At 46.3% G+C, this 25417-nt stretch carries 24 protein-coding genes; 8 read left to right on the top strand and 16 right to left on the bottom strand.

Features of this window, described 5'->3' with window-relative positions:
• Positions 1-9: 9 nt before the first annotated feature.
• Entirely contained in the window at positions 10-846 is an 837-nt protein-coding gene (locus EX191_RS04335) for a phosphate/phosphite/phosphonate ABC transporter substrate-binding protein (RefSeq protein WP_193447203.1), read from the bottom strand.
• Positions 847-978: 132 nt separating this feature from the next.
• Here EX191_RS04335 and EX191_RS04330 point away from each other — a divergent pair, with 132 nt between their 5' ends.
• Both EX191_RS04330 and EX191_RS04325 read left to right on the top strand, forming a co-directional pair.
• Complete coding sequence (locus EX191_RS04330; RefSeq protein WP_031427956.1) at positions 979-1299, top strand: DUF1840 domain-containing protein; 321 nt, start codon at positions 979-981, stop codon at positions 1297-1299.
• 253 nt (positions 1300-1552) lie between these two features.
• Positions 1553-2101 carry a sugar O-acetyltransferase gene (locus EX191_RS04325; RefSeq protein ID WP_021821808.1) on the top strand — a complete coding sequence of 183 codons (549 nt, stop codon included), beginning with the start codon at positions 1553-1555 and terminating at the stop codon, positions 2099-2101.
• A gap of 9 nt (positions 2102-2110) precedes the next feature.
• Here EX191_RS04325 and EX191_RS04320 read toward each other — a convergent pair whose 3' ends face one another.
• On the bottom strand, positions 2111-3526 hold the full coding sequence (locus tag EX191_RS04320) for an aminotransferase-like domain-containing protein (protein ID WP_021484215.1): 1416 nt from the start codon (positions 3524-3526) through the stop codon (positions 2111-2113).
• A 154-nt stretch (positions 3527-3680) separates the two neighbouring features.
• Between EX191_RS04320 and EX191_RS04315 the strand changes: the two genes are divergently transcribed.
• The 3 genes from EX191_RS04315 to EX191_RS04305 are packed head-to-tail and all read left to right on the top strand — an operon-like array spanning position 3681 to position 6230.
• On the top strand, positions 3681-5045 hold the full coding sequence (locus tag EX191_RS04315; protein WP_170901804.1) for a cytochrome ubiquinol oxidase subunit I: 1365 nt from the start codon (positions 3681-3683) through the stop codon (positions 5043-5045).
• Between the two features lie 28 nt (positions 5046-5073).
• A complete protein-coding gene (cydB, locus tag EX191_RS04310; RefSeq protein WP_193447202.1) occupies positions 5074-6081 on the top strand; it encodes a cytochrome d ubiquinol oxidase subunit II in 1008 nt (335 codons plus the stop codon).
• 20 nt (positions 6082-6101) lie between these two features.
• Complete coding sequence (locus EX191_RS04305; RefSeq protein ID WP_193447201.1) at positions 6102-6230, top strand: DUF2474 domain-containing protein; 129 nt, start codon at positions 6102-6104, stop codon at positions 6228-6230.
• Positions 6231-6300: 70 nt separating this feature from the next.
• Here EX191_RS04305 and EX191_RS04300 read toward each other — a convergent pair whose 3' ends face one another.
• From EX191_RS04300 to EX191_RS04290, 4 genes are all read right to left on the bottom strand, one after another.
• Entirely contained in the window at positions 6301-7056 is a 756-nt protein-coding gene (locus EX191_RS04300; protein WP_164665521.1) for a PhzF family phenazine biosynthesis protein, read from the bottom strand.
• A 112-nt stretch (positions 7057-7168) separates the two neighbouring features.
• Complete coding sequence (locus EX191_RS23100; protein ID WP_318652618.1) at positions 7169-7237, bottom strand: hypothetical protein; 69 nt, start codon at positions 7235-7237, stop codon at positions 7169-7171.
• Between the two features lie 219 nt (positions 7238-7456).
• Positions 7457-8113 carry a hexitol phosphatase HxpB gene (hxpB, locus tag EX191_RS04295; RefSeq protein WP_193447200.1) on the bottom strand — a complete coding sequence of 219 codons (657 nt, stop codon included), beginning with the start codon at positions 8111-8113 and terminating at the stop codon, positions 7457-7459.
• Positions 8114-8242: 129 nt separating this feature from the next.
• On the bottom strand, positions 8243-9124 hold the full coding sequence (locus tag EX191_RS04290) for a LysR family transcriptional regulator (RefSeq protein WP_182036083.1): 882 nt from the start codon (positions 9122-9124) through the stop codon (positions 8243-8245).
• 97 nt (positions 9125-9221) lie between these two features.
• Here EX191_RS04290 and budA point away from each other — a divergent pair, with 97 nt between their 5' ends.
• Genes budA through budC form a run of 3 tightly spaced genes read left to right on the top strand, consistent with a single transcriptional unit; the run spans position 9222 to position 12495 of the window.
• A complete protein-coding gene (budA, locus tag EX191_RS04285) occupies positions 9222-10007 on the top strand; it encodes an acetolactate decarboxylase (RefSeq protein WP_005392587.1) in 786 nt (261 codons plus the stop codon).
• Positions 10008-10036: 29 nt separating this feature from the next.
• Entirely contained in the window at positions 10037-11740 is a 1704-nt protein-coding gene (gene alsS / locus EX191_RS04280) for an acetolactate synthase AlsS (RefSeq protein ID WP_193447199.1), read from the top strand.
• Entirely contained in the window at positions 11737-12495 is a 759-nt protein-coding gene (gene budC / locus EX191_RS04275; protein WP_193447198.1) for a meso-2,3-butanediol dehydrogenase, read from the top strand. The genes alsS and budC overlap by 4 nt, the downstream gene beginning before the upstream one ends.
• Positions 12496-12585: 90 nt before the next feature.
• On the opposite strand, the gene EX191_RS04270 is transcribed toward budC, so the two are convergent.
• The 10 genes from EX191_RS04270 to EX191_RS04225 all read right to left on the bottom strand — a co-directional run bounded on the left by EX191_RS04270 (position 12586) and on the right by EX191_RS04225 (position 25387).
• Positions 12586-14499, bottom strand: a complete 1914-nt coding sequence (locus EX191_RS04270) for a BCCT family transporter (protein WP_193447197.1) — start codon at positions 14497-14499, stop codon at positions 12586-12588.
• A 150-nt stretch (positions 14500-14649) separates the two neighbouring features.
• On the bottom strand, positions 14650-15255 hold the full coding sequence (locus tag EX191_RS04265; RefSeq protein ID WP_193447196.1) for a methyltransferase domain-containing protein: 606 nt from the start codon (positions 15253-15255) through the stop codon (positions 14650-14652).
• Positions 15256-15379: 124 nt separating this feature from the next.
• A complete protein-coding gene (locus EX191_RS04260) occupies positions 15380-16582 on the bottom strand; it encodes a phenylacetate--CoA ligase family protein (RefSeq protein ID WP_193447195.1) in 1203 nt (400 codons plus the stop codon).
• Positions 16583-16591: 9 nt separating this feature from the next.
• Positions 16592-17413, bottom strand: coding sequence for an ABC transporter ATP-binding protein (locus EX191_RS04255; RefSeq protein WP_005392594.1), 822 nt, complete (start codon positions 17411-17413; stop codon positions 16592-16594).
• Positions 17414-17493: 80 nt separating this feature from the next.
• Complete coding sequence (locus EX191_RS04250; protein WP_006741059.1) at positions 17494-18738, bottom strand: ABC transporter substrate-binding protein; 1245 nt, start codon at positions 18736-18738, stop codon at positions 17494-17496.
• Positions 18739-18783: 45 nt separating this feature from the next.
• Positions 18784-19851: a branched-chain amino acid ABC transporter permease gene (locus EX191_RS04245; protein ID WP_006741060.1), complete on the bottom strand. Its 1068-nt coding sequence runs from the start codon at positions 19849-19851 to the stop codon at positions 18784-18786.
• Between the two features lie 11 nt (positions 19852-19862).
• Entirely contained in the window at positions 19863-20756 is an 894-nt protein-coding gene (locus EX191_RS04240) for a branched-chain amino acid ABC transporter permease (protein WP_005392598.1), read from the bottom strand.
• Positions 20756-22708 (bottom strand): long-chain fatty acid--CoA ligase, encoded by a 1953-nt coding sequence (locus EX191_RS04235; protein WP_193447194.1) that lies wholly within the window; start codon positions 22706-22708, stop codon positions 20756-20758. Before EX191_RS04235 ends, EX191_RS04240 begins: the two co-directional genes overlap by 1 nt.
• On the bottom strand, positions 22708-23508 hold the full coding sequence (locus EX191_RS04230; RefSeq protein WP_193447193.1) for an ABC transporter ATP-binding protein: 801 nt from the start codon (positions 23506-23508) through the stop codon (positions 22708-22710). Before EX191_RS04230 ends, EX191_RS04235 begins: the two co-directional genes overlap by 1 nt.
• A gap of 241 nt (positions 23509-23749) precedes the next feature.
• Positions 23750-25387, bottom strand: a complete 1638-nt coding sequence (locus EX191_RS04225; protein ID WP_193447192.1) for an electron transfer flavoprotein-ubiquinone oxidoreductase — start codon at positions 25385-25387, stop codon at positions 23750-23752.
• Positions 25388-25417 lie beyond the last annotated feature (30 nt).

Here is a 25417-nt window from a genome sequence, read left to right as displayed (position 1 = left end):
GACAACCATTTATCTTGAGATTCCCAATTGAACAACATCTTGCCAATCTTGGTCTTGTGCAAGCTGTAACCCGTCAATGTTGAGTAAAGTAAAACTCTCCTGTGCTTTTGGATCATCATTAAGTTGCGAAATTGCCTTTCGTAAGGCAAGAGTAATCTCTTCATCGACATTATTTGAAACCGCAATAGCATGAGGCGTATAACCAGCAGTTGTATAAATGATGCTAAGTTGGTCTTTTATTTCACTCGGTAAGCTCTCAAAGGTACGCTTCACGCCACCACCAGCAATGTACAAACCTTTAAGTACCCCCAAATAGACTGAGTCGTGCGAACCAACATATTTAGGCGTAAACTTGATGCCTTTCTGCGCCAACTCTGATTGTGTGATGATAGAAGCAGCAAATGCTCGTGGGGCAGGAAAAGCGATGGTCTTGTCTTGCAGCTCATCAAGGGAAACCGACTTCCCTAGCCTTGCTACAATAATGCCTGTGATGCGCTTATTTTTCGCTCTTGCTAACGCCGTATAACCTGGGTTTTGATTCACCAACGTAAAGTGATATGGGTTCATGTATGCAATGTCGTAGGCTCCAGCCATCAAGCGAGCTTCGAATGTGGGAATATCACGTGCCGTGGCAAACTTAATCTCAACGCCAGCAAGATCTCCCCAGCGTTGCAGTAATGGCTGCCATTGTTGCACTAGTTTGGTCGCCGACTGTTGCGGTACGACACCAAAAACAATGGAAGGTTGAGCAACGACAGAAGGTGACCATATGCATAACACCGTAAGCAACGTAAATATTCGCTTGTGAAGCCGCCAAATCAACGTCTTTAGTTGGGAGTTCAACAAAATCATCTCCTTATGTTTGTCTTTCGTTAAAGATAGATAGCTATCTGAAAGATTGCGAATTATCGGATTAAATTGCCTCGTGTCTCAGATACCATTTATACTCAAATGAACACCTAAAACAGGAGCAGGTAAATGCTTATTACATTTCGTTGCCATAGCCACTCGAACGTCACTATGTTTGGCGATATTGCGATAAAGATGATCAAAATGATGGGCCATAGTGGCTCAGTACCAGGGTCAATTTCCGCTCAAGACATCCCTGATGCTCTATCTAGATTGACCTCCGCTCTCGCAGCACAAGAAGCGATAGAGCAGAACAACAGTCAAGCAATGGAAGAAGATGAGGAGCAAGAGGAACAAACGGTCAGTTTAGGACGCAGAGCATTTCCACTTATTGAGCTTTTAAAATCGGCTATTAAAGAAGAATGCGAAGTGATGTGGGACAGCCAATAAATGCTCCAAATCAAGCTGTGGAGAGGAAAGCAACATCCAATCTATACTTTCCTCCCCTGCTAAAAGGAACTTACCCAATTCAATTCACTTCACTTCTCTATTTGAATGACTCTTAACGACTGCTTACTCAAAACTAACCTATTGAATATAAATCAGTGATAACCATCTGATTTCATAATAAAAATCTCCTATTGACTGAAACACTCACTTATCATTGTGGCCTCAACTGCAAACCATTAATGGAATGATTGTTATGTCAGAACTGACTCGGATGCGCTCTGGAGAAACCTATAATTGCCTGGATGAAGAACTAAAGCTAATGCGCGCCAAAACCGCGCAGCTTGTCTTCCAATTTAACCACGAGCCAAACCCAGATATCCGTAGACAACTATTGGCGGAAATGGGCGTCCAATTAGAAAACAGCGCCTGTATAGAGCCACCGCTTCAACTTACCTACGGTTGCCACTTGTCCATCGGGGAAAACACCTACATCAACTGGGATGCCATTATTCTGGACAATGGGCAGGTTGAGATTGGCGCGAACGTCATGATTGGGCCTAGAGTGCAAATTTACACAGCCGCTCATTCACTGGATACACAAAGACGCTTAGCCGGAGATGAGATCGCCAAACCGGTAAAAATCGGCAATAACGTTTGGATTGGTGGGGGCGCAATCATACTGCCAGGCGTGACCATTGGCGATGAGGCCGTCGTCGGCGCTGGCTCTGTCGTAACCAAAGATGTTGCGCCAGGCGATCGAGTTGCTGGAAATCCGGCGCGCTCCATTAAACCAAAAAACTGAAGAAAGTCGCTATTTCGCCAAATGATCGCGAATAATGTTGGCAAGCAGATTGAGAGCATGGACGTATTTGTCATTGAGCTCAAAAGAAGCGTTAAGACGAATACAGTGATCGTATTGTTCTGTTAGGCTGAACATCTTTCCCGGTGCGATGCTGATATTGTCTTTTAGCGCTTCTCGATATATCTGCAAGGCGTCGATATGCTTGGGAAGCTCTAACCAAATAAAGTACCCGCCGCTTTGGCTTAACACTTTGACTTCTTCAGGTAACAGCTCATTAAGCAGATCCGTCATCTTACTTTTACGTTCAAACAGCTTTTTGCGTAACTGCTTCAAATGCGATTCATAATTGCGGCTTGTTAAATAGTGCACCAATGTCATTTGCACTGGTGCACTCGTCGCTAATGTACTCATTAACTGTAACTTTTGTACCTCTAGCGCCCGCTTTCCCGCCGCAACCCAACCAATACGTAGCCCTGCGATTAACGATTTTGAAAACGAGGAGCACAACATGGTATTGCCCGTGTCATCAAACATTCTTAGTGGGTAAACCGAGTCATTCTCGGCATGCAGTTCGCTGTACACATCATCTTCAATCACTGGCACGTTATATCGCTGTGTCAGTTCAATCAGCTTTTGTTTTTTCTCGTTGGAGAGCGTAAAACCCAGAGGATTTTGGAAGTTCGACATCAGCCAACATGCTTTCACATCGTGTGTTTGCAGCGCTCGTTCCAATGAATCTAGGTCAATACCCGTGACTGGGTCTGTTCTTACTGAGAGCGCTTTCAAACCTAACCGCTCTAAGGATTGCAATGCGCCATAGAATGCAGGCGACTCCACAACCACCCAATCTCCCGGTCTTGTGCAGGCTTGCAAACTGAGCGTTAACGCCTCCAGCGCGCCTGCCGTAATGACAATTTCATCGGGTGAAATTTCAATGCCTTTCGCAGCATAACGCTTCGCGATGATGGTGCGTAATTGTTCGTTTCCTGGAGGTAAGTTATCAAAGGTGGTGGAAATCGGCATATTGCGAGCGGCTGCGCTCATCGCCCGATTCACGTGATAGCGTGGGTACAAACTTGGATCTGGATAGGCAAAGCCAAAATTGATCATGGATGGATTTTTACTCGCCTGCAGCACATCAAAGATAAACTCATTGATGTCTACCTGCTCTGTCCACGAAACCGCGGCTGGCGCTTGGGGTTCATTTGAACTCTTAATATTGGGAGCGACTCGATAACCAGAGCGCGGCTGTGAGGTGACCCAGCCTTGAGATTCCAGAATTTGATAAGCGTGCAATACCGTCATCAAGCTCAAACCCGAGTGTTCAGATTGGCGACGCAGAGAAGGCAGTTTGTCACCCGGGTGCCATATCCCCGATTTTATCTGCCTTTTAAGCTGTTCCACTAACTCTTGATACTTCGCCACACGCGAATCCCCCTCCATAAAGCTGAATTCAAAATAATAACACTTCAATATTTAATCTGTTATAGGTTTATAGTCACTGTCTGTACCTACTTCCCTCATTCCGCTCCTTTTAAAATAGCTCTCTCATAAAACTTAAAAGATCAAAGGAAGTTTAATGTTTGGCCTCGACGCATTTATGCTTGCACGGATACAGTTCGCCTTTACGGTATCCTTTCATATTATTTTCCCCGCTATCACCATAGGTTTGGCCACCTATCTCGCCGTGCTGGAAGGCTTATGGCTAAAAACACGTAATCCCGATTACCAAAAGCTCTATCACTTCTGGTCGAAAATTTTTGCGGTTAACTTTGGAATGGGCGTTGTATCTGGTCTTGTCATGGCCTATCAATTCGGCACCAACTGGAGTGGTTTCTCCGACTTCGCTGGTTCTATCACTGGCCCATTACTGACTTATGAAGTGTTAACGGCTTTCTTTCTCGAAGCCGGATTTCTTGGCGTAATGCTGTTTGGGTGGCGTCGCGTCGGCGAAAAGCTGCACTTTTTTGCAACCTCGATGGTGGCGTTAGGCACGATCATTTCGACCTTCTGGATTCTCGCCTCCAACAGTTGGATGCAAACGCCACAAGGCTATGAAATTGTCGACGGACGTGTGGTGCCAACCGACTGGTTTGCTATCGTTTTCAATCCTTCATTTCCTTATCGTTTGGCGCACATGAGCGTCGCGGCTTTCGTCAGTTCAGCACTCTTTGTAGGCGCGTCAGCCGCTTGGCATTTATTGAGAGGCAATCAATCGACTGCGGTAAAAACCATGTTTTCGATGTCGCTCGGGATCTTAGTGTTCCTTGCGCCACTCCAAGCCGTGATTGGCGATGTGCACGGGCTAAACACCTTGGAATACCAGCCTGCCAAAATCGCCGCCATCGAAGGACATTGGGATAACAGCGATGGCAAACCAACCCCATTGATATTGTTCGGCATGCCAAACATGGAACAAGAACGCACAGACTATGCCATAGAAGTTCCTGTTCTAGGAAGTTTGATCCTACGCCACAGTTTAACTGAGCCAATCCCGGCGCTGAAAGACTTCCCGAAAGAGGAACGACCGAACTCACCTATCGTCTTTTGGTCATTTCGAATCATGGTCGGGCTAGGACTTCTGATGATTTTTCAAAGCTTCTACAGCATGTGGTTACGAAAAAAGAACACGCTTTATACCTCGCGTTGGTTCCTCAAGTTTTCATTGTTTATGGGGCCATCTGGTCTTATCGCAATACTTGCTGGCTGGTTTACGACAGAGGTTGGTCGGCAACCTTGGGTCGTGTATGGCGTACAAAAAACGCGTGATGCGGTTTCTGCACACGGAGACCTACAAATGAGCATCAGCCTGCTGTGTTTCCTTGTTGTATACAGCTTGGTATTTGGTTTTGGTTATTACTACATGATCCACCAAATCAAGAAAGGCCCCGATGCAATCGAGCACGATGAGCACGACATGACGACCGTTTCAGGCCGCATCTAGAATTTGTCACAAAGTGAAGGTAGAAAATATGCATTTTGATTTATCCGTGATTTGGTTCGCGATCATCGTTTTTGCCACTTTGATGTACATCATCATGGACGGCTTCGATTTGGGTATTGGAATACTGATGCCCTTCATCAAGGATGAAAAACAAAAAGACGTCATGGTCAACAGTGTCGCGCCAGTTTGGGACGGCAACGAAACTTGGATTGTGCTTGGAGGCGCATCTCTATTTGGCGCTTTTCCGATGGCTTACGCGGTAATTATTGAAGCGCTAACCATCCCTTTGACGTTGATGTTGATTGCTTTGATCTTTCGTGGCGTAGCGTTTGAGTTTCGCTTTAAAGCATTGGAAAGCCACTTAAAGTTCTGGGACCGCTCTTTTATGGTCGGCTCGATTTTAACCACGTTTTTCCAAGGCATCGTTGTTGGCGCGGTAATTCAAGGCTTTGCGGTGGAAAACCGCGTCTTCGTAGGTAGCCAACTAGACTGGCTCAGCCCTTTTCCCATCTTTTGTGGCTTCGGTTTAGTCGCAACCTACGCGCTGCTCGGTAGCACATGGCTCATCATGAAGACGGAAGGTGCACTGCAAAACACGATGTACCGCTTCACTAACAAAGCACTACTGGCGATGATCTCCGCATTAGTCATTGTGAGCGCTTGGACTCCACTTGCTTACCCTGCCATTGCGGAAAGATGGTTTTCTCTGCCTAATTTGTTCTACTTATTGCCCGTACCTGTCATTACTGGGCTGGTATGTTTGAAGATTGCCGACTCCGTTAAAAAGCGTAAAGAGCGCAGCCCTTTCGTGATGGCATTGGTTATCGTGATTCTCGGGTTCGCTGGGCTTGGCATCAGTATCTGGCCAAATATCATTCCTCCTAGCATATCAATATGGGAAGCAGCCGCTCCTGCAAGCAGTCAACGCTTTATGCTCGTTGGAGCAGTGATCATCATCCCGATCATTCTGGCTTACACCTTTTGGAGTTACTACGTCTTCTCTGGAAAAGTGAAAGAAGACGAAGCGTACCATTAACGAGTTGATAAGGAGTGAGTATGAAAGTCAAAAATTGGTGCCGCCAATGGGCGTGGATGGTTGGGATCTGGGCGGCCAATGTGCTAGCTCTGGGGTTCGTATCAATGCTGTTTCGCGTCATGATGACCGCTGCAGGGTTAAAATCTTAGCTCTGCACTTATAGGACAATCAAAAAATCGACCGCCTCCGGTTCTTGGTCAGAGCTAGAGGCGTTTAAAGTTAAGTGCGACTTTTTACGTGTGCAGACAATACGATAGTAGATTCTGAACCACGAGCCACTTCAAAATAACCACCAGCACGAGATAGCTGGCGAGCCATCAGTTTTTCTTTGCCTAGCTTTTCAAACCAATAAGGCGCCAATGAGCACTGAGCTGAGCCTGTGGCAAGATCCTCTGAAATACCGATTTTAGGTGCAAAGTAACGCAGCACATAGCCACTATCAGAGCTTTGAGCCGTCAGGATGACAGCATGAAACGCATCAATTTTAATCAGCTCATCAAAGTTAGGTTGATAGCGAACAACATCATCTTCGGATTCGAGAACAACAACCAAATCACGCGTTGTAAAAGCATCTACGGGGCGATTGGAAAAGCCTGAAATATCCAAGGGGATTACATGAGGCTTTGCTTGCCAACTTGGCATCACTATCCGATACATTCCATCCAGTTCAGTAACGGTAATATGACCATATTGGCTTTTTAGAATGACCTCATTCTGATGATAGTTGGAAATGATTGCAGCGCCTGCGCCCAAACTTCCGTGTCCGCATAGGTTGATCTCTCCTTCTAGGCTAAACCAGCGAATGTGGTAGTCACTGCCAGACTGAACCACAAATGATGTGACAGGTTGAGCGACCTGATGAGTGATTTGAAGTAACTCAGAATCACTCAGCCAGTGATTTAGTTCGACAACACCACAAGGGTTACCTTGAGCCAATTCATCACAAAATACATCATATACTTGCGCTTTAATCATCCATCATCCTTGCGGTTTAACGCTGCACTAAGTTGTGAATAACGCTATCATTAACCCGAAACCAAAAAATGACAAGCCTCGGGAGTCCCTCTTAAATGCTTTGTTAGTCTTTTTATGCATCTATCTTGGCTAGTTCAACCGTAAAACCCATGTTTTGCAACCGTCTACTGTGATGACGCAGGTTTACTTTTGAAAAAATGGCAAGTGCACTTCACCTTTCTTCTTGTTTCTTAGGGTTGATTATATCGGCCTCTTCGTAGCCTTCTTTGATCAAATATGCAACGAAATTAAGCTTCATTTCATCCCTCACCACTCCTACACATAAGCAACTAATATCTCATTAAAGTTCTCCATATGGTATGACATCTGTCATAAATATTACCAATCGTAATGAATAGCTTTATCCTATTAAATCCACTAAATGGCTTTCATTAAACTCTGATAGCTTTTGCAGCTTTAGACTGGCTTCATTAAACTCTTGGTAGAACTTATCAGGTTGAGGTATCACGACTGTTTTTATGTTTGCTCGTGTTGCCGCAAGCATACCCGAATAAGAGTCTTCAAAGGCAATACAGTTACTTGAATCTACACCTAGTTTATTGATTGTTGAAAGGTAGACATCTGGCTCTGGCTTGCCCTTTTCTACATCGTCTGACGATGATATCGCGTCAAAGTAACTGGCAATACCGAGTTTGTTCAAAATGGTGGGAATGAGTTGATAAGGTGAATTAGTAGACAGCCCTATCTTAAACCCTTTTTCCTTAAGCAATTTGAGTGTTTCTGTAACACCCTCTAATTCGCATCCTTTTTCAATTATTAATGCCTCCACTTTATCCACAACAGCATTCTCTACTTCCTCTAGGCTCTTTTCTTGCCAAGGATTACGTTCATACCAAAACCTTGTTACTTCACCTGTCGTCATCGTCGCAGTCTGCTTTGATAATACTTCGGTCACTTGGACGCCAACTGATGAAAACACCTGCTTTTCCGCTTCCTTCCACAAAGGTTCTGAATCAATCAGCAACCCGTCCATATCAAAGACCGCAGCGTATATCATTGGTACATCCTCAGTAAGTTCTATTCGTTGAGTAAGATTTGTCTATTCAACCAAAGCATAGCTTTGCATATAACGAGGGAGAGTATCACATTTGCCTGTGGCTATCAGAGCCAGTTCGATGACTCATCTTTAAACCTCAACATGACCGATGTTCATGGCTACTTTTAACGCCAGCTTATTGAGATTAGACGCCTCCCAAGCAACAACAACACGACTGGTTAGGGGGATATCATCAATCTCGGCGACTGTCGCAGAATCATCGAGATGTTCAGCCAGTGAACGCGGAACGAGAGCAATACCTAACCCAGCCTGCGCCATGGCGATCGTCGTACGAAGTTGCGGTGCTGCGAACTGTGGTTCGAGCCTTACTCCTGCGTCGGCAAAAAGTGTGCTCATGCCATCAAACAATGCGGGTCCAGTCTCTCGTGGAAACAGTAAAATTTTATGGCCTCTCAACTGTTTCATCTGGATACAGGGATACTTTGCCAGCTCGTGCCCCGCTGGAATCACCGCGACAAACGGGTCGTTAAACAACACCTTGTGCTCAAAAGGCTCACTGGCGTAACAGGGTAGCCGCATGATTGCGAGATCAAGTTGTTTGCTTTTTAACTGAGTGGCAAGCTCTGGCATTGACAGTTCCGCCGTCTGTAAATGAACCCCATTCTCTTGAATACGCCCAATTCTCTTCAATACCTTAATGCAGGTTGATGTTGACGTCGCGAACCCAATTTTAACCTGCGTATTTTCACCACGAGCAATCTGACGAGCTTTTGCTTTAGCGCGTTCCACATCAGCAAGAATATTTACCGCATCCGTATAAAAGACTTGCCCTGCATGGGTCAGCTCTACTCCTCTAGACAAGCGCTTAAATAGGTCCACGCCAAGCTCGTGCTCTAACTTTTTGATTTGTTGACTTAAAGGAGGTTGCGCAATCCCTAACTGTTCAGCGGCTCGGGTAAAGTGACGAGTCTCGGCGACCGCGACAAAATACTTCAGGTAGCGAAATTCCATATATTTTCCATATCAAAGTAAATCTTTTTTATATTGGATTTAGCACCGTGTAGAAGTCAATCTAAATATACTCTTCATTGCATAACTGGTCTTACTCATGCGTGGATTTTATAACCCTCTATGTGCTTGTTCGCTTGAAGTAGCGAAAGAATTTTCTGAATACCATCACGTTACCGGAGATGGTGAGATTTATCAGACTTCGTTAATGAGTGCTTTGATCGCTGGTGTTTACGAAGGCTCAACAACCATAGAAGAACTGCTGAAACATGGGGATTTTGGTTTAGGTACGTTCAATGAATTGGATGGTGAGTTGATTGCTTTTGATAAGGAAGTTTTTCAACTCAAGTCGGATGGCTCCGCAAACCCGGCAGACCTGGCGCAAAAAACGCCCTTTGCTGTCATGACTTTTTTTAAGCCTGATATCGAGCTGCCACTGACATCGCGCATGTCACGTCATGAAGTCCATAGCCTCATAGACGACATGGTTCCAAGTGACAACCTATTTTGCGCAGTGCGCATTGATGGCGTTTTCGATTCAGTCCGTACTCGCACCGTACCTAAACAAACACGCCCTTATCGGCCAATGCTTGAAGTGGTCAAAGAACAACCAACATTCCGCTTCACGCATAAGCAAGGCGTGGTCGCCGGCTTTCGCAGTCCTAAATATACGACTGGCATCAATGTACCCGGCTATCACGAACACTTTATTACCGATGACCGCCAAGGAGGTGGTCATATTCAGGATTACAGCATTTCGTCAGGGTTCCTCCAGATTGGCAAAGTCTCGCGGCTAGTGATTGATACCCCGGTATCGACAGACTTCCTCAGTGCCAATTTGGCTCCGGAAGATATAAATACCGCCATAGAAAAGGCGGAAAAGTAACAAAGTCAGGCAAATAATAAGGACAACAAATGCAATCCAAACCTTCAAATAAAAATGGAGCTCAGTTGATCGCTCAACAGCTAGAGTCTCTCGGCATTAAGTACATTTTCGGTATTCCCGGTGCAAAAATCGATCGACTGTTCGATGCGATTGAAGACACTAACATCCAAATGATTCCGGTACGTCACGAGGCTAACGGCGCGTTTATGGCGGGCGTTATGGGAAGACTAACCGGCAAAGCAGGCGTCACAATGGTTACGTCAGGTCCAGGCTGTGGAAACCTAGTTACGGGGGTGGCAACAGCAAACTCCGAAGGCGATCCGCTGATTGCTATCGGTGGTGCGGTGAAACGAACTGACCAGCAAAAACAAACACACCAGAGCATGGATACCGTCAGTATTTTTCGCTCTATAACCAAATTCAGTGCTGAAGTGCAGCATGTGGACGCCGCAAGCGAGATCATGGCGAACGCATTTCGTATCGCAGAGTCAGGTCGTCCTGGGGCTTGCTTTTTGAGTCTCCCTCAAGATGTTTTATCCGAGCAAACCCAAACGGACATTATTGTCCCCTCGCCTTACACACAGCCTGGTTGCGCAGACATCGCAGCAATCGAAGAAGCGGTCAGTCGAATCAGTAAAGCAAAGCGTTGTGTGGTTTTACTTGGCCTTCACGCGAGCCGCAGCCAAAACGCTGCTGCTATCGCCCGATTTCTTCAAAATACGCAGCTACCCGTTGTCGGCACTTACCAAGCCGCCGGCACGGTAGACATCAATTACTATCACCACTTTGCTGGGCGTGTCGGTTTATTTAATAACCAACCTAGCGATGTTTTACTGCGGGACGCCGATTTAATTCTCACCATCGGCTTTAGCCCAATAGAGTATGACCCTGAGCTTTGGAACAGCCACCGCAACCCAGTGATTCACCTCGATATTGAACCAGCAGAATACCAACTTAATTATCAGCCTTGTGTTGAAATCGTCGGAAATATTGCGCAGTCATTAGACAAGATGGGCAGCTATATCTCTGAATATGCTCGCCTTTCCCCAACGGCACTTTCAGTACTGGAAGAGGTAGCACTGCAACGGCAAGTGATCAAAACCTATCCCAATGTCTATAACAAGCAAGGATTTCATCCACTGGCACTGATTAAAGCCATGCAATCTATCATCACACCAGATACCACGCTATGTCTTGATATGGGGAGCTTCCACATCTGGATCGCTCGTTACTTAAGTTGTTTTCGAGCTCGCCAAATGCTGGTGTCTAACGGCCAACAAACAATGGGCGTTGCACTGCCATGGGCCATTGGTGCCAGCCTACTAAAACCTGGTAGTAAAGTGGTATCGATATCGGGAGACGGCGGTTTTATGCAATCGAGCATGGAGTTAGAAACCGCGGTTAGACTGAACTGCAATATCGTCCATATTGTGTGGGTTGATAACGCCTACAACATGGTAGAAATGCAAGAGATCAACAAATATCAGCGCTGCTCTGGTGTGAAATTTGGACCAATTGATTTCAAGGCCTACGCCGAATCATTTGGCGCGAAAGGCTTCGCAGTGATTAGTCAACACGAATTGCTACCGACATTGAATAAAGCCATGGACGTTGAAGGACCAGCAGTGGTGGCTATCCCCGTAGATTACAGCGACAACGACAAACTGATGTTGCCGCGCACAGAGAAAAATCAAGATCCCGTTTTTGTAAGTTTCGAAGGAGAAATCGCATGAGAGGATTAAAAAATAAAGTCGCACTCGTCACTGGTTCTGCCAATGGTATTGGTTTGGCCATCGCAAAACGTCTGTATGAAGAAGGCGCAAACGTCGCTCTTGCCGATTGGAATGAAGAGCAGTTGGCAAACGCCGTTGAGGGCTTTGATAAACAGCGCGTGTCTGCGCATTCCATTGATGTTTCTGATCCAGACAAAGTCGCAGCACTGATTTCTGATGTTGTTACCCGTTTCGGTAAACTGGATATTTTAGTAAACAATGCTGGCGTACATGTCCCTGGTTCAGTGATTGAAGGTAGTTTGGAAGACTGGAAGAAGATCTCTGGTGTAAACATTGACGGCGTCGTTTATTGCGCGAAGTTTGCGTTACCTGAACTCTTAAAAACGAAAGGTTGTATGGTGAATACCGCGTCCGTTTCTGGTTTGGGTGGTGACTGGGGTGCCGCATTCTATTGCGCGAGTAAAGGCGCTGTGGTCAACCTTACTAGAGCGATGGCATTGGACCATGGTGCGGAGGGTGTAAGAATTAACGCCGTATGCCCAAGCTTAGTAAAAACCAACATGACGAACGGCTGGCCGCAGGAAATCCGCGATAAATTCAATGAGCGCATTGCGCTTGGCCGAGCAGCAGAACCTGAAGAAATTGCGTCTGTCGTGACTTTCTTGGCAAGTGATGACGCATCTTTCATTAATGGCGTAAACCTACCTGTAGACGGCGGTGCCACCGCATCAGATGGTCAACCTAAAATAGTATAAGCATTAACACTGACTGAGCAGAATTTTTAACTGTAAGGTATCCACGCCAAAAAAGAGCCGAGTTTGTACTCGGCTCTTGTGTGTCTGTTCTTAAGCCTGCGACGTTGCTAAACCTGCCGACGCGCCGCCTAATAACACATGATTAAATTCCATTCGAGATTCTTGGGCTTGTTCAGACAGTTCTTGTTTCTTCTGTTGAGCCAACTCAAGCGCTTCGGTTAGTTGCTGTAGCTCTGTTTGCATCTCTTCTGGTAAATGATGGTCCGAAAACCCAGATTCACAGCTGTGCTCTAAGGCAAATGCGCGAATTCTCTTACGCATGCTCATCAGGGCCGCCATTGCTTCGCGCTCTTCTTCAGCCGCCTGTTGAGCTAAGTCTTTAAAGCGCTCAAATTTCGCCAAGGCCATTCCCTCTGTTGACCAAGGGTCAATTTCCGGCAGTTCTTCAATGTTAATGGTTGGCTCTTCGTATTCTGCTTGATGTTTAATATCTAGGCTCGCCGCGCGAACAAAGGACACCATCAACATCACCGAGATAACTAACAACGGTAAACCGCCCACGATCGCAGCGGTTTGTAATGTCGATAAACCTCCCATGAACATTAGGACGGTTGGCAGAAAAGACAAAGTAAACGCCCAGAACAAACGGTTCCAGCGCATCGGTTCTTCCGTCACATCATTTTGAACCACAGACGCAAGAATGTACGAGATAGAGTCAAACGAAGTCGCCGTAAAAATGATACACAATAGTGTAAAAACACCAATAACGATTGGCCCTAACGGTAATGTGTCTAACGTTGCAAAAATAGCCGCTGGTGCGCCTGATTCGTTGAGGATTGCGATGACATCAAGCTCACCCGTCAATTGCAACGATAAACCGTAGTTACCTAAAACAATGAAGAATAAGAAACAACCTAAAGAACCGTAAAATATCGAACCTACGACCATCTGTTTGATCGTTCTTCCACGCGAGATACGCGCAACAAACAATCCCATACAAGGAGCAAAGACCAACCACCATGCCCAGTAGAAAATAGTCCAGTCTTGCGGGAAGTGGGTATCTGTAAACTCACCATAACCACCAAACGGCTCCGCCCAGGTAGCCATAACAAAGAAGTTAGACAACATACGACCAATAGAGTCTAAGCCCGTTTCTAACATGAACACGGTTGGCCCAACGGCAAGTACAAAGAGTAACAAGCCCATCGCACCCCAGAAGTTAATGTTACTAAGGAATTTGATCCCCTTCTCAAGCCCTGCATACGCGGAGTAACCAAAAATAGCAGTACAGAGAAGTAATACAGCCACTTGGCTGAAGGTATTGTTTGGAAGACCGAAGATATGATGTAGACCACCGTTGATAAGAGGCGCTGCTAAGCCAAGCGTAGTCGCCGCGCCACCCAACATACCAAAAATAAACAGCACATCAATAAACTTGCCAATACCACCGTTTGCACGCTTTTCTCCTAATACAGGCATTAACGCACTAGAGATTTTCAAAACAGGTTGTTTGCGTACATAAAAGAAGTAAGCGATAGGCAGAGCAGGAATAAGGTAAATTGACCAAGCGATCGGTCCCCAGTGAAACAGACCATACGTCGCGGCCCAGCGAATGGCTTCTTCACTGCCTGCTTCCAACTGAAATGGTGGTGATTGATAGTAGTATGCCCACTCGATACACCCCCAATACAGAATACTTGCGCCAATACCTCCACAAAATAGCATTGCAGCCCATGAGGCGTTACCAAATTCTGGTTGCTCGTCGGCTTCACCAAGTTTGATTTGGCCAAGATCGCTGAACACCGTGTAAATCATAAAACACATTGCTGCGATACCCAGTGCGAGGTATAACACACCAAGCTTATCGGTCATGAAAAATTTGGCCGAAGCTATCCAATCCGCCCCCTGCGCTGGAAATAAAATTAAAGGTATAACGACGCTGAGTAAAAGAAAAAGTGAGCCTAAGAAGGTAGGCTTATCGATGAGAGAAAATGATTTGTCCATATTATATATCCTTATGTTTTCAAAGGACATGATCTACATTTCTCACAACTTCGCCAATTCACAACACTTATCGTTACCACAAGAATAATTGTCTTTAAAATATGCATTATGTGACGCTGATTTTGTATTCATTATTTGATGCCATAGCGTTTAAATACGGCAGCTTTTCTGCCACACCATCCAGCGCTCTCTACCTTTAAAAACCTCAACACTTTTTGCCACCACTGAGGATTCCACAAGCTTAAACGCCGGTTCTAGATAACCCTCCAACTCCCCACTTCGCAAACAAAATGGAGGGAAGCGAGAGTGGTAATCATCATCTATAACGAAATAACCAATTAACAAACCGTCTCTTGGCAGCAATTTATCCACCATAGCAAAGTAATCTGGCCACTGGTCTCTCGGTAGTGCAGCGAGAAAGGCACGCTCGTAAATCACATCAAATGAGTGCGTAGAGTCAGCGTTAAATACATCCCCCAGCACGACTTTATCTTTGTGCTTGCCTAACGTCGATTGCGCCATTTTTACTGCTTGTTGGCTGTAATCCATCGCGATCACATCATGCCCATATTGAATAAAAGAGCTGAGTTCATAAGCAGCACCACAGCCAGGGATAAATACAGACTGACCGCTATGAAGCGCGTTTTCTAGGTAAGCTTTTAGCTCTTGAGGTGTGGTTTTGGCATCCCACGGCATGGTGCCTTGGGTAAACAAATTATCCCAAAACTGTTGATTGATGGTCGGTGCCTGCTTCATTTATCGCCCTCCTGATTGTACTGGCACAAAAAGAAAGGGATACGCAGCACAATGTGGTATCCCCTCTCCTAGCCTTTGATTTTTACGTTGTTAGCTTTTTATAAATGCGTTTTACAATGATGGGTTAACTGCGCAGGTCATTGATTAACAGCTGCTCCGCTTGGTTCGGTACAAACTGGACATTGCCTTTCAGTTTGGTGACAGACTGGAGTGTTGCTTGAATGTCCTCTGCTGATACATGAACATCATGACAGCAGAAAGTAATGGTATCGTTGAAGCCATCACGCTCAATTTTCAAGGAGCCTTTAATATCGTGGCGACGACAGACTTCTTGGATCTGATGCGGATAAACAAACAGCCCTTTTACTTTCACCGCGGAGTCTGCTCGTCCCATCCAGCCTTTAATTCGCGCATTCGTGCGTGGCGAATCCGAGCCCGTTTCTAGGTATGCCGATAAATCTCCCGTTGCGTAGCGAATCAGCGGAAACTTCTCATCGAGCGATGTCACGACCACTTCGCCGACTTCTCCCGGTTGTACAGGAATGCCATCAGGATTAACGATTTCCACGATGATATCTTCGGTAATCACCAAGCCTTGCTCACCAGACACTTGATAAGCAATCAAACCAAGCTCAGCACTTGCGTAGGCTTGAGAGACTGCAATGCCTTTGTCCTCAAACATCTGTTGCATGTCTGCGGTGACCGCTTCACCAGAGACCAGCGCTTTGGTAAAACTCGGCGACTCATCGTATTGTTCTTGGTACTTTTGTAGCAACGTCAGCAAGTAAGAAGGCGTGCCCGTATAACCCGTTGGCTGCAGCTGTTTAATCGCTTCAATTTGTGCTTCGGTATTCCCGACACCCGCCGGAAATACCGCGCAGCCACAAGCTCTTGCGCCACCATCCATAATAAATCCACCAGGCGAGAAATGATAAGAGAGCGTGTTATGCACTAAATCGCCCGCACTAAATCCAGCCGCGTGAAACGCGCGCCCCATACGCCAGAAATCCATCTCATCCGTTTGTGCCTCATACAACGGCCCCGGTGATTGGAATACACGCGCCATCTGACCAATCGCAACACTATTTAAACCACCAAACGGCGGTTTAAGTTGCTGCTGGTTTGGCATATTGAATTTGCGCGTAATTGGAAACTGGGTAAGCCCTTCACGATTATTCGCCAATGTAGGATCTAACTCAGCAAAATGCGTCGCATAATGTTCGCTGTTGGCTTTTGCATTTTCAATCAACGTTGGCAGACGTTGAAACAGCGATTCTTCTCGTGCCTGCGGAGACAAAGACTCTTTCGCATCAAATAGTTCGTTCATCCTTGCTCCTTATAACCAACGCTTACGACGTTTGTAAGATTTCAGATTCTTGAAGCTCTTGCGATCTTCATCGCCGCCGCCAAGGTAGAACTCTTTCACATCTTCATTGTTTAGCAGTTCGTGCTTGCTGCCATCCAGTACGATTTTGCCTGATTCCATGATGTAACCGTAATCGGCCGCTTGAAGGGCAAAGTTGGCATTCTGCTCAACCAAAAGCATGGTAATGCCTTGATCTTTATTAATCTTGTTAATAATGCTGAACACCTCCTTCACCAACAGCGGCGAAAGCCCCATCGAAGGTTCATCCAACAAGATCATTTTTGGACGAGCCATCAGTGCACGACCAATCGCTAGCATTTGCTGCTCACCACCTGACAAATAACCCGCTAGACCTGTGCGCTCTTTAAGGCGAGGGAAATAATCAAACACCATTTCGATGTCTTGCTCGACTTCGTTGTCCGTGCGCGTGTAAGCGCCTAAGCGAAGATTTTCTATCACCGTCATGTCTTCAACAATTCGGCGCCCTTCCATAACTTGGAAGATGCCCGAACGGACGATCTCTTCCGGGCTTTTGTTGTCTATGCGCTCGCCCATGAAGTTGATTTCGCCGCGCGTCACTTCACCATCTTCGGTTTTCAACAAACCAGAAATGGCTTTCAACGTTGTGGATTTACCCGCACCGTTGGCACCCAGTAAGGTCACAATCTGCCCTTTTGGAACTTCTAAGCTCACACCGCGAAGTACTAGTATTACTTCGTCGTAGACGACTTCAATGTTGTTCACTGAAAGCAGTATTTCTGCCGGTTCGATATTCGTTGCTAATTCAGCCATCAAACTACTCCTTGCTAGGGTGAGAGTGTTCTCTCACCCATCCTTATTTTCAGTAAGCTTTGTTATTAATAAGTCGTCGATTAATAACCTAGCCAATCGTCACGACGTGACAATGTCACTTGGGACACTTTCTTAATATCGACTGCGCCGCCGTTGTTGTTACCCATAAACACGTTCACGGTTGTTGTGCCACGGTGATCTTCCGGCTTCCAGTTCGCAGGTACACAAACACCTTCTAAGCCTTGTGGGACCCAGTTGTCATGGACATACATGCCCTTCTTGATGTTTTCACCCGTAATGCCACCGTTGTCTTTCGCCCACTCCATCGCTTCTTTCATGTAGAACGCAGAACAAATGCCGCGAATGTAGTGGTGAGTTCTAAACTCGCCCGGCTCTGATTCAGACTGCTTAGAAATCTCACGAACCAGTTTCATGCCTTCGTTATCGTCTCCCCAAAACGCCGTCATGCCAGGGAAAACATAATCTTTAAGGCCGTCACCCGCCGCTTCAAGTACTGGTTTGTCACCGCCCCAAATGTTCGCCATGTACTGGAACTCTGTACCAACCGTGTTACAAGACTTCACGAGTGAGATTACCGAGCTACCGATATTGGCAATATAACCGTAGTTGGTGCCAGACTCTTTCAGTGACAGACATTGCGCTTTGAAATCACCCGGTTTGAGTGACACAACGACTGGGTTTTGCACCTCAAAACCAAGCTCTTCAGCATATTCTGCACACGCTTCTTTTGGCGCATTCGGGAATGGGTGGTTATCACCAATGTGGGTAAATTTCGGCGCACCTTGGTTACCCTTTGATTCCCAATCTTCTTTCGCCCACTTCACCAGTGCACGACACGCATCTGAGTACGACGCACCATAGAAGAAGTTATAAGGCGCTGGTTTCGCAGTTTTTGGGTTCTTGCCGGTTGGGTCGGTTAAGTGACCTGAATAAGAGGCAGAGAACACTGGCACTTTGTCTTTGGTGACAAACGAGATGAGTGCTTCGGTATCAGCCGTGCCCCAGCCTTGCAGCGCAACCATGTCTTTACGCGCCACCCAACGTTTGTAGTTGGAAATCGCTACTGGCACTTTATACGCCATGTCTACCGTTTCAAATTCGAGCTCAGTACCATTAATGCCACCGTTTTGGTTGATCCAGCGTAATGCGTCTCGCACACCAGAACCATAAGGCTTACTCACGTAGGCTGTTGGTCCAGAAAAGTCGACCAATTGCCCGACAAATACAGAGTCTTTTGCCCAAGTGGCGGTAGTAAACAGTGCCGAAGATAGCACCAACGTTGTCGCTAAATGTCCTTTGTTCATAACTCGTTGTCCTTGTTATTGAGGTATATTCCACTTAATTCCACGTTAATATGAGAACGGATAGTGTTTCCAATATGCTCGAATCTGTTGCCAGCGATGCGATAACCCTTGAGGTTCGAAAATAAGGAACAGCATGATGACCAAGCCGATCGCCATTTCTTTGAAGTAAGCAAGCCCATCAACGAACGAAGTGTTATTGCTAAACGCAGCCAGCCCCGTCACGCCAAACTCCAAAACTTCAGGCAGCAATACGATAAATATCGTGCCCATCAATGTGCCTTTGACGGAACCCAAGCCACCAATGATGATCATTGCCAAGAACTGGATAGACATCATGATGGTGAAACCTTCTGCTGATACGAACCCTAAATAATGCCCGTAGAGTGCACCCCCGATGCCTGCATAGAACGCACACACACCAAATGAGAGCAGACGATACTTGGTTAGGTTGATACCCATGATTTCTGCCGACAGGTAGTGATCTCGTACCGAGACAAACGCGCGACCATCACGAGAACGGATCAAGTTCGATGCCCACATGTACATAAAGATCAGCGCAAACAGAGCAATGTAGAAGAAGCTTTCATCGGTCGTAAACTCAAAGCCAAACAGATTGATAGGATTTGCACCAGCACCATATGAGCCGCCACTGAACCAGTCTGCACGAGCAAAGAAGTCCTCTAAAATAAACTGCGCAGCCAAAGTCGCAATCGCGAGATATAAGCCTTTAATTCGCGCAGCTGGCAGACCAAACAGCATCCCGACAATCATGGTTAAGTAACCCGCAAGCGGAATCGCAAACACGACTGGAATGTTGAACTGGTTATTCAGCCAAGCCGATGCAAAGGCACCAAAGCCAAAAAACGCACCATGGCCGAGGGAGATTTGTCCTGTAAAACCAACCAGAATGTTTAAGCCCAATGCCGCGATACCGAGGTATGCAATCTGAATAAACAGGTTGAGGAAGTAAATATCCAAGACCAGCGGTGCTGCCAGCATGGCGATAACACCAGCAATCGCAAGGCTTCTGATGGTTTTGGTTTCAAAAATTGGCGTATCACTTTTGTATGTGGTTCGAAAATCCCCACATGGGCGCATGCTAAGTTGAGCCATGTTATTTCTCCTTAAATACGCTCGATATCTTTGGTACCAAACAGGCCGTATGGCTTGAAGGCAAGAATGATTAACAGCACATAGAATGGTGCGATGTTGTACAGGTTACCCACTTGCAGGTATTGGCTATCAAAAAACTCAGCTAAGTTCTCTAGCACCCCGATGGTGATGCCACCGACAATTGCGCCGACTACAGAATCTAAGCCACCTAAAATAACGGCTGGGAAAACTTTGATACCAATAATGGATAGCGCGTCAGATACGCCGTTAACGATCCCGATAACAATCCCTGCTGTTGCAGATACCATTGCCGAAATAGCCCAACTAATGGCGAACACTTTCTTGATGGAAATGCCAAGACTCTGGGCTACTTGCTGGTTAAATGCCGTTGCGCGCATTGCCAGACCCATTTTGCTGAATTTGAAGAACCAGTAGAACGCGCCCATGATGAGCATCGAGAAGATCAAACTCAGAATGTAAGCGAACTCAACGTTCAAACCACCGATATTCACCACATTTGTTTCGAACACTTGCGGATACGACACAGCTGAGACACCAAATATCCATTTCATCAATGCTTGGAAGAACATAGACAGACCGATGGTCACCATAATCACCGAGATAATCGGCTCACCAATTAACGGTCTGAGCACAATGGTTTGCACGGCGATACCGAACACCATCATGAACGCGAGCGTGAGTAAAAAGCCGATAAAAAATGGCAGTTGCAGATGAACAAGCGCCGCCCAACATACCCACGCACCAATCAGAAGAAACTCCCCCTGAGCGAAGTTCACCACCTGGGTCGATTTGTATATCAGTACAAAGCACATGGCGACAACGCCATACAACATGCCAACGATCACGCCATTAATGACGAGTTGCAGTAATAAATCCGTATTCACTATGCGATCCTCCGTTGTTCGCTATCCACTAGTGTTGGCTCATGCTCAATAAGCGTTTCAATCACTAGCGACGTTTGAATGCGTGTTTTGGTGCCATCCTGATAAGTGATCACTGTATCGACATCGACTTTTGGATCGTCGCTGTAGATGGTTTCGATGATGTCTCCGTATTTCTCTGCAACCACACCACGGCGTACTTTACGTGTGCGAGTTAGCTCTCCATCGTCGGCATCTAGCTCTTTGTAAAGTAAAATGAATTTGCTGATCTTCTGTGCATCAGGTAGGGATTCGTTCACTTTCAGCACTTCTTCACGAATGGCTTGATACACTTCTGGTTGAGCAGATAAGTTGGTGTAGTTAGTGAATGCTAAGCCTCGCTGCTCTGCCCACTTCGCAACAATCGCGTAGCGAATACAGATGATGGCGGATAGCCAAGGTCGACCTTTGCCCACCACTACGGCTTCTGCAATAAACGGCGAGAACTTGAGTTTGTTTTCAATGAACTGCGGAGAGTAGCGGTCGCCATGGCTGGTTTCCGACATATCTTTCAGACGATCAATCACCACCAAGTGGCCAGAGTCTTTAAAATAGCCCGCATCGCCTGTGTGCATCCATCCGTCTTGTACGTCTTCGTCATACGCTTCCTGGTTGTTCAGGTAGCCAGTAAACATGCCCGTACTTTTCGCGATGATCTCACCCACGCCATTGCTGTCTGGGTTGATGACTTTCACTTCTGCATTGTCAAACGCGACGCCGACGGAATCGTAATCCACATCATCCGCTTGGTGCACAGTGTATGCGCCACACATTTCGGTCTGACCATAAAGCTGCTTAAGTGGCACACCAATAGCTTGTAGGTAACGGAAAGTGTCAGGCCCCATCGCCGCGCCGCCCGTTGCAGCAGATGCTAGATTCGAGAAACCTAAGCGGTCACGCAGAGCACGTAGCAAAATCCATTCAGCGAGTTTTGAACGTTTACCCTGCTCCAACGCTTTATTCGCTAAGCTCATGCCCAGTTTGTACATCTTCTGCTTAAACGGTGTGGAATCCATCATTCGTGCAGACACGTCTGCCACAATGTTTTCCCACACTCGCGGCGCAAGCAGCACGAAGTTCGGGCCAATTTCGCGCAAGTCGGACATCATGGTTTCTTGTTCTTCCACGAAGTTAACGATTTGACGAGAAATCAACGCCTGACCAACCACATACACCTGCTCCATAATCCAAGGCAAAGGCAGAACAGAAACGTAGTTGTCGCCTGGAGAGCGCGGGTCGGCACGCAGATAAGCCGCACAGTGATCTAAGAAAGTGCCGCTGTGTAGCTGAGCCAACTTTGGTTTGGAAGTCGTACCCGACGTGGTACAAAGAATCGAAAGATCACTGCCTTTGGTTGCCGCAACCATATTGAGATATTTATCGGGATCCGCTTTGTCGATCAGTTGACCTTTTTTATAGACCTGCTCAACATCAATCAGTCGTGGGTCGTCGTACTTGCGCATTCCACGCGGGTCACAATAGATAATGAATTCTACGCTTGGGATCTCATCACCGAGTTCAAGTAGCTTATCGCATTGCTCCTCATCTTCCGCAACCACGACTTTTGCTTTGGCATAATTGATGAGGTACGCCACTTCTTCGTGCATGGAATCTTGATAGATGCCCAGCGAGAAGCCTTTAATCGCATGGGCAGCCAACTCGCCCCATACCCATTCCGGGCGGTTATCACCCAGCAAACCAACAACGTCTTGCTCACCAACACCTAAGTCTTTGAGTGCGAGCGCCATCCACTTCACTCGGTTTTCATAATCTTGCCAAGTGAACTCTCGCCAAATACCAAACTCCTTTTCACGCATTGCGACTTGCTCGGGCCAGTGCTTGGCGTTGTGCTGCAATACTTTTGGAAAGGTATCTAAGCGGGTTATATCTGCCCAATCATTATGTTGCTGTGCCATTATGCACTCTCCTCTAATGTCGGTAGCTCTTCGCCTAAGTACGCTTGTTTCACATGCGGGTTGGCCATCACTTCTTCTGGCTCGCCCATAGCAATGTGTTTACCAAAATCCAACACCAATACGCGGTTAGAGATATCCATCACCACGCCCATATCGTGCTCGATCATGATGATGGTGATGTCTAACTCTTCGTTTAAATCCATGATGTAACGCGCCATGTCTTCCTTTTCTTCCAAGTTCATGCCTGCCATTGGTTCATCAAGCAGCAGTAACTTAGGTTTTAAGGCAATGGCACGAGCAAGCTCTACACGTTTACGTAAACCGTAAGAAAGTGTGCCAGCGGTGGCTTTGCGAATGTGCTGAATTTCAAGAAAATCGATTACGTCTTCTACGTATTTACGGTGCGCCATTTCTTCTTTCTGCGCGTAAGAGAACCAGTAAAGTGGCCCTGTGACGAAGTTGTTTTTCAGTAGGTGATGTCGACCAACCATAATGTTGTCGAGTACCGACATATGAGAAAAGAGTGCTAAGTTCTGGAGGGTTCTTCCCAACCCTAACTCAGCTCGTTGGCTAGGCGTTCGTTTGGTTACATCATCTCCAGCGAAGATTACAGAGCCTTTGTTTGGTGTGTATCGACCAGAGATGCAATTGAGCATTGAGGTTTTACCTGCACCGTTTGGACCAATGATTGAAAAGATTTCCTTTTCATTCACATGGAAGCTCACGTCAGTTAAAGCTTTCACCCCACCAAAAGCCAATGAAATATCGTTTACCTGCAACAGAGGCGATTCCGATACCATAGTTGATCTCCCTTTCGTTATTTAAGTGCGTTCCATTGAGCACTATTTGATCAAACCTAACTTTGATACTGGTAACCGCTTTTACACCTATGCATCAACTTTGTATTCAGTTTACGTAAACGTCAATTTAAAATCAGAATAGTGCTTGAAAGATTAAGTTGCAATCGAGTTCATCGAGAAAGATTTGAACTAACGCAAACTTTAAGTAAATAAATTGTTAATAAAAATTATTCTCAGACGACTACATATTCGGATAGTTAGGGCCACCACCACCTTCCGGCGGTGTCCAGGTAATATTTTGACTTGGATCTTTGATGTCGCAGGTCTTACAGTGGATACAGTTCGCCGCATTTATTTGCAGCTCTGGCTGCTCCTCCCCCTGTACGATTTCATACACGCCAGCCGGACAATAGCGCTGTGCTGGCTCTGCATATAATTCAAGGTTCTGCTCAATAGGAATCCGTTGGTTCGCCAGTCGTAAGTGGCATGGTTGATCTTCCTCATGGAAGATATTGGATAGATAAACAGAAGAGAGGCGATCGAAACTTAACACGCCATCAGGCTTCGGATAGACAATTTTATTGCTGTTTTCCGCCAATAACAGAGACTGATGATCAGGCTTATCACAGCGGATATGCCACTTAGCTTTACCTTTTAACACGTTATGTTCCAGCAGCGCTAAGCCACCGCCCAGCCACGATCCAAAGCGGTGAATTCCACTTGAGAAGTTACGTGCTTGATAAAGCTCTTCATACAGCCAAGACTGTTTGAAATGCTTTTGATAATCAGCAGTAACTGACTGACTCTCAAGGGTTTCACATACTGCTTCGGCGGCAAGCATGCCAGATTTCATTGCGGTGTGCGTGCCTTTGATTTTAGCGCCGTTAAGCGTTCCTGCATCACAGCCAATCAACAAGCCACCAGCAAACTGTTGCGTGGGAAGCGAATGGAAACCGCCCTTGGTGATCGCTCTTGCGCCATAACTAATTCGTTTACCATTTTTGAGGTATTGCTCAATCATCGGGTGATGTTTAAAACGCTGAAATTCATCGAATGGACTCAAGTGCGGATTCTTATAGTTCAAGTCAACAATCAACCCGACGGCAACTTGGTTTCCCTCTAAATGGTAGAGGTAGCTGCCACCTGTGGCTTCGTTCGCTAACGGCCAGCCTAAGCCGTGAACCACTAACCCTTGTTGATGCTGCTCTGGTGGTATTTCCCACAGCTCTTTAAAGCCGATAGCGTAATGTTGAGGCGTTTTATCTTCAGCGAGATTAAATCGATTAATCAACTGCTTACCAATATGACCCCGCGCGCCTTCAGCAAATAAAGTAAACTTCGCTCGCAGTTCAATACCAGGTTCGAAATTTCCTTTTTGTTCACCATTTTTGTCTAATCCCATATCGCCCGTGATCACGCCACAAACGCGGTTGTCTTCATCGATGATGGCTTGACTGGCGGTAAAACCTGGGTAGATCTCCACCCCTAAGTTCTCAGCCTGCAACGCCATCCATCGGCATAGACTGCCCAAACTTATAATGTAATTACCGTCGTTATGTAACGTATTAGGCACTGCCCAAGAAGGCAGTTCATGACCATTGATTTCGTTGCCCAGATAATAGGTTTTATCTTGGTTTACTTTGGTATTGAGTGGTGCGCCTTTCTCCTGCCAACCTGGAAACAGCTCATCCAAACTGCGCGTTTCAAACACCGCACCCGATAAAATATGCGCTCCAACTTCAGAGCCTTTTTCTACCACGCAAACAGTGAGGTCTTGTTCTTTTTCTGCTGCTAATTGTTTGATTCGGCATGCCGCAGACAAACCTGCGGGACCAGCGCCTACAATCAGAACATCAAATTCCATGCAGTCTCTTTCCATGATTGCATTCCTTTTTCTTTGCATGTTGCC

The sequence above is a fragment of the Vibrio chemaguriensis genome, assembly GCF_012275705.1.
GTDB lineage: Bacteria > Pseudomonadota > Gammaproteobacteria > Enterobacterales > Vibrionaceae > Vibrio > Vibrio diabolicus.
Note: the sequence above shows the minus strand (reverse complement) of the source record. Positions and strands in the feature narration are given on the sequence as shown.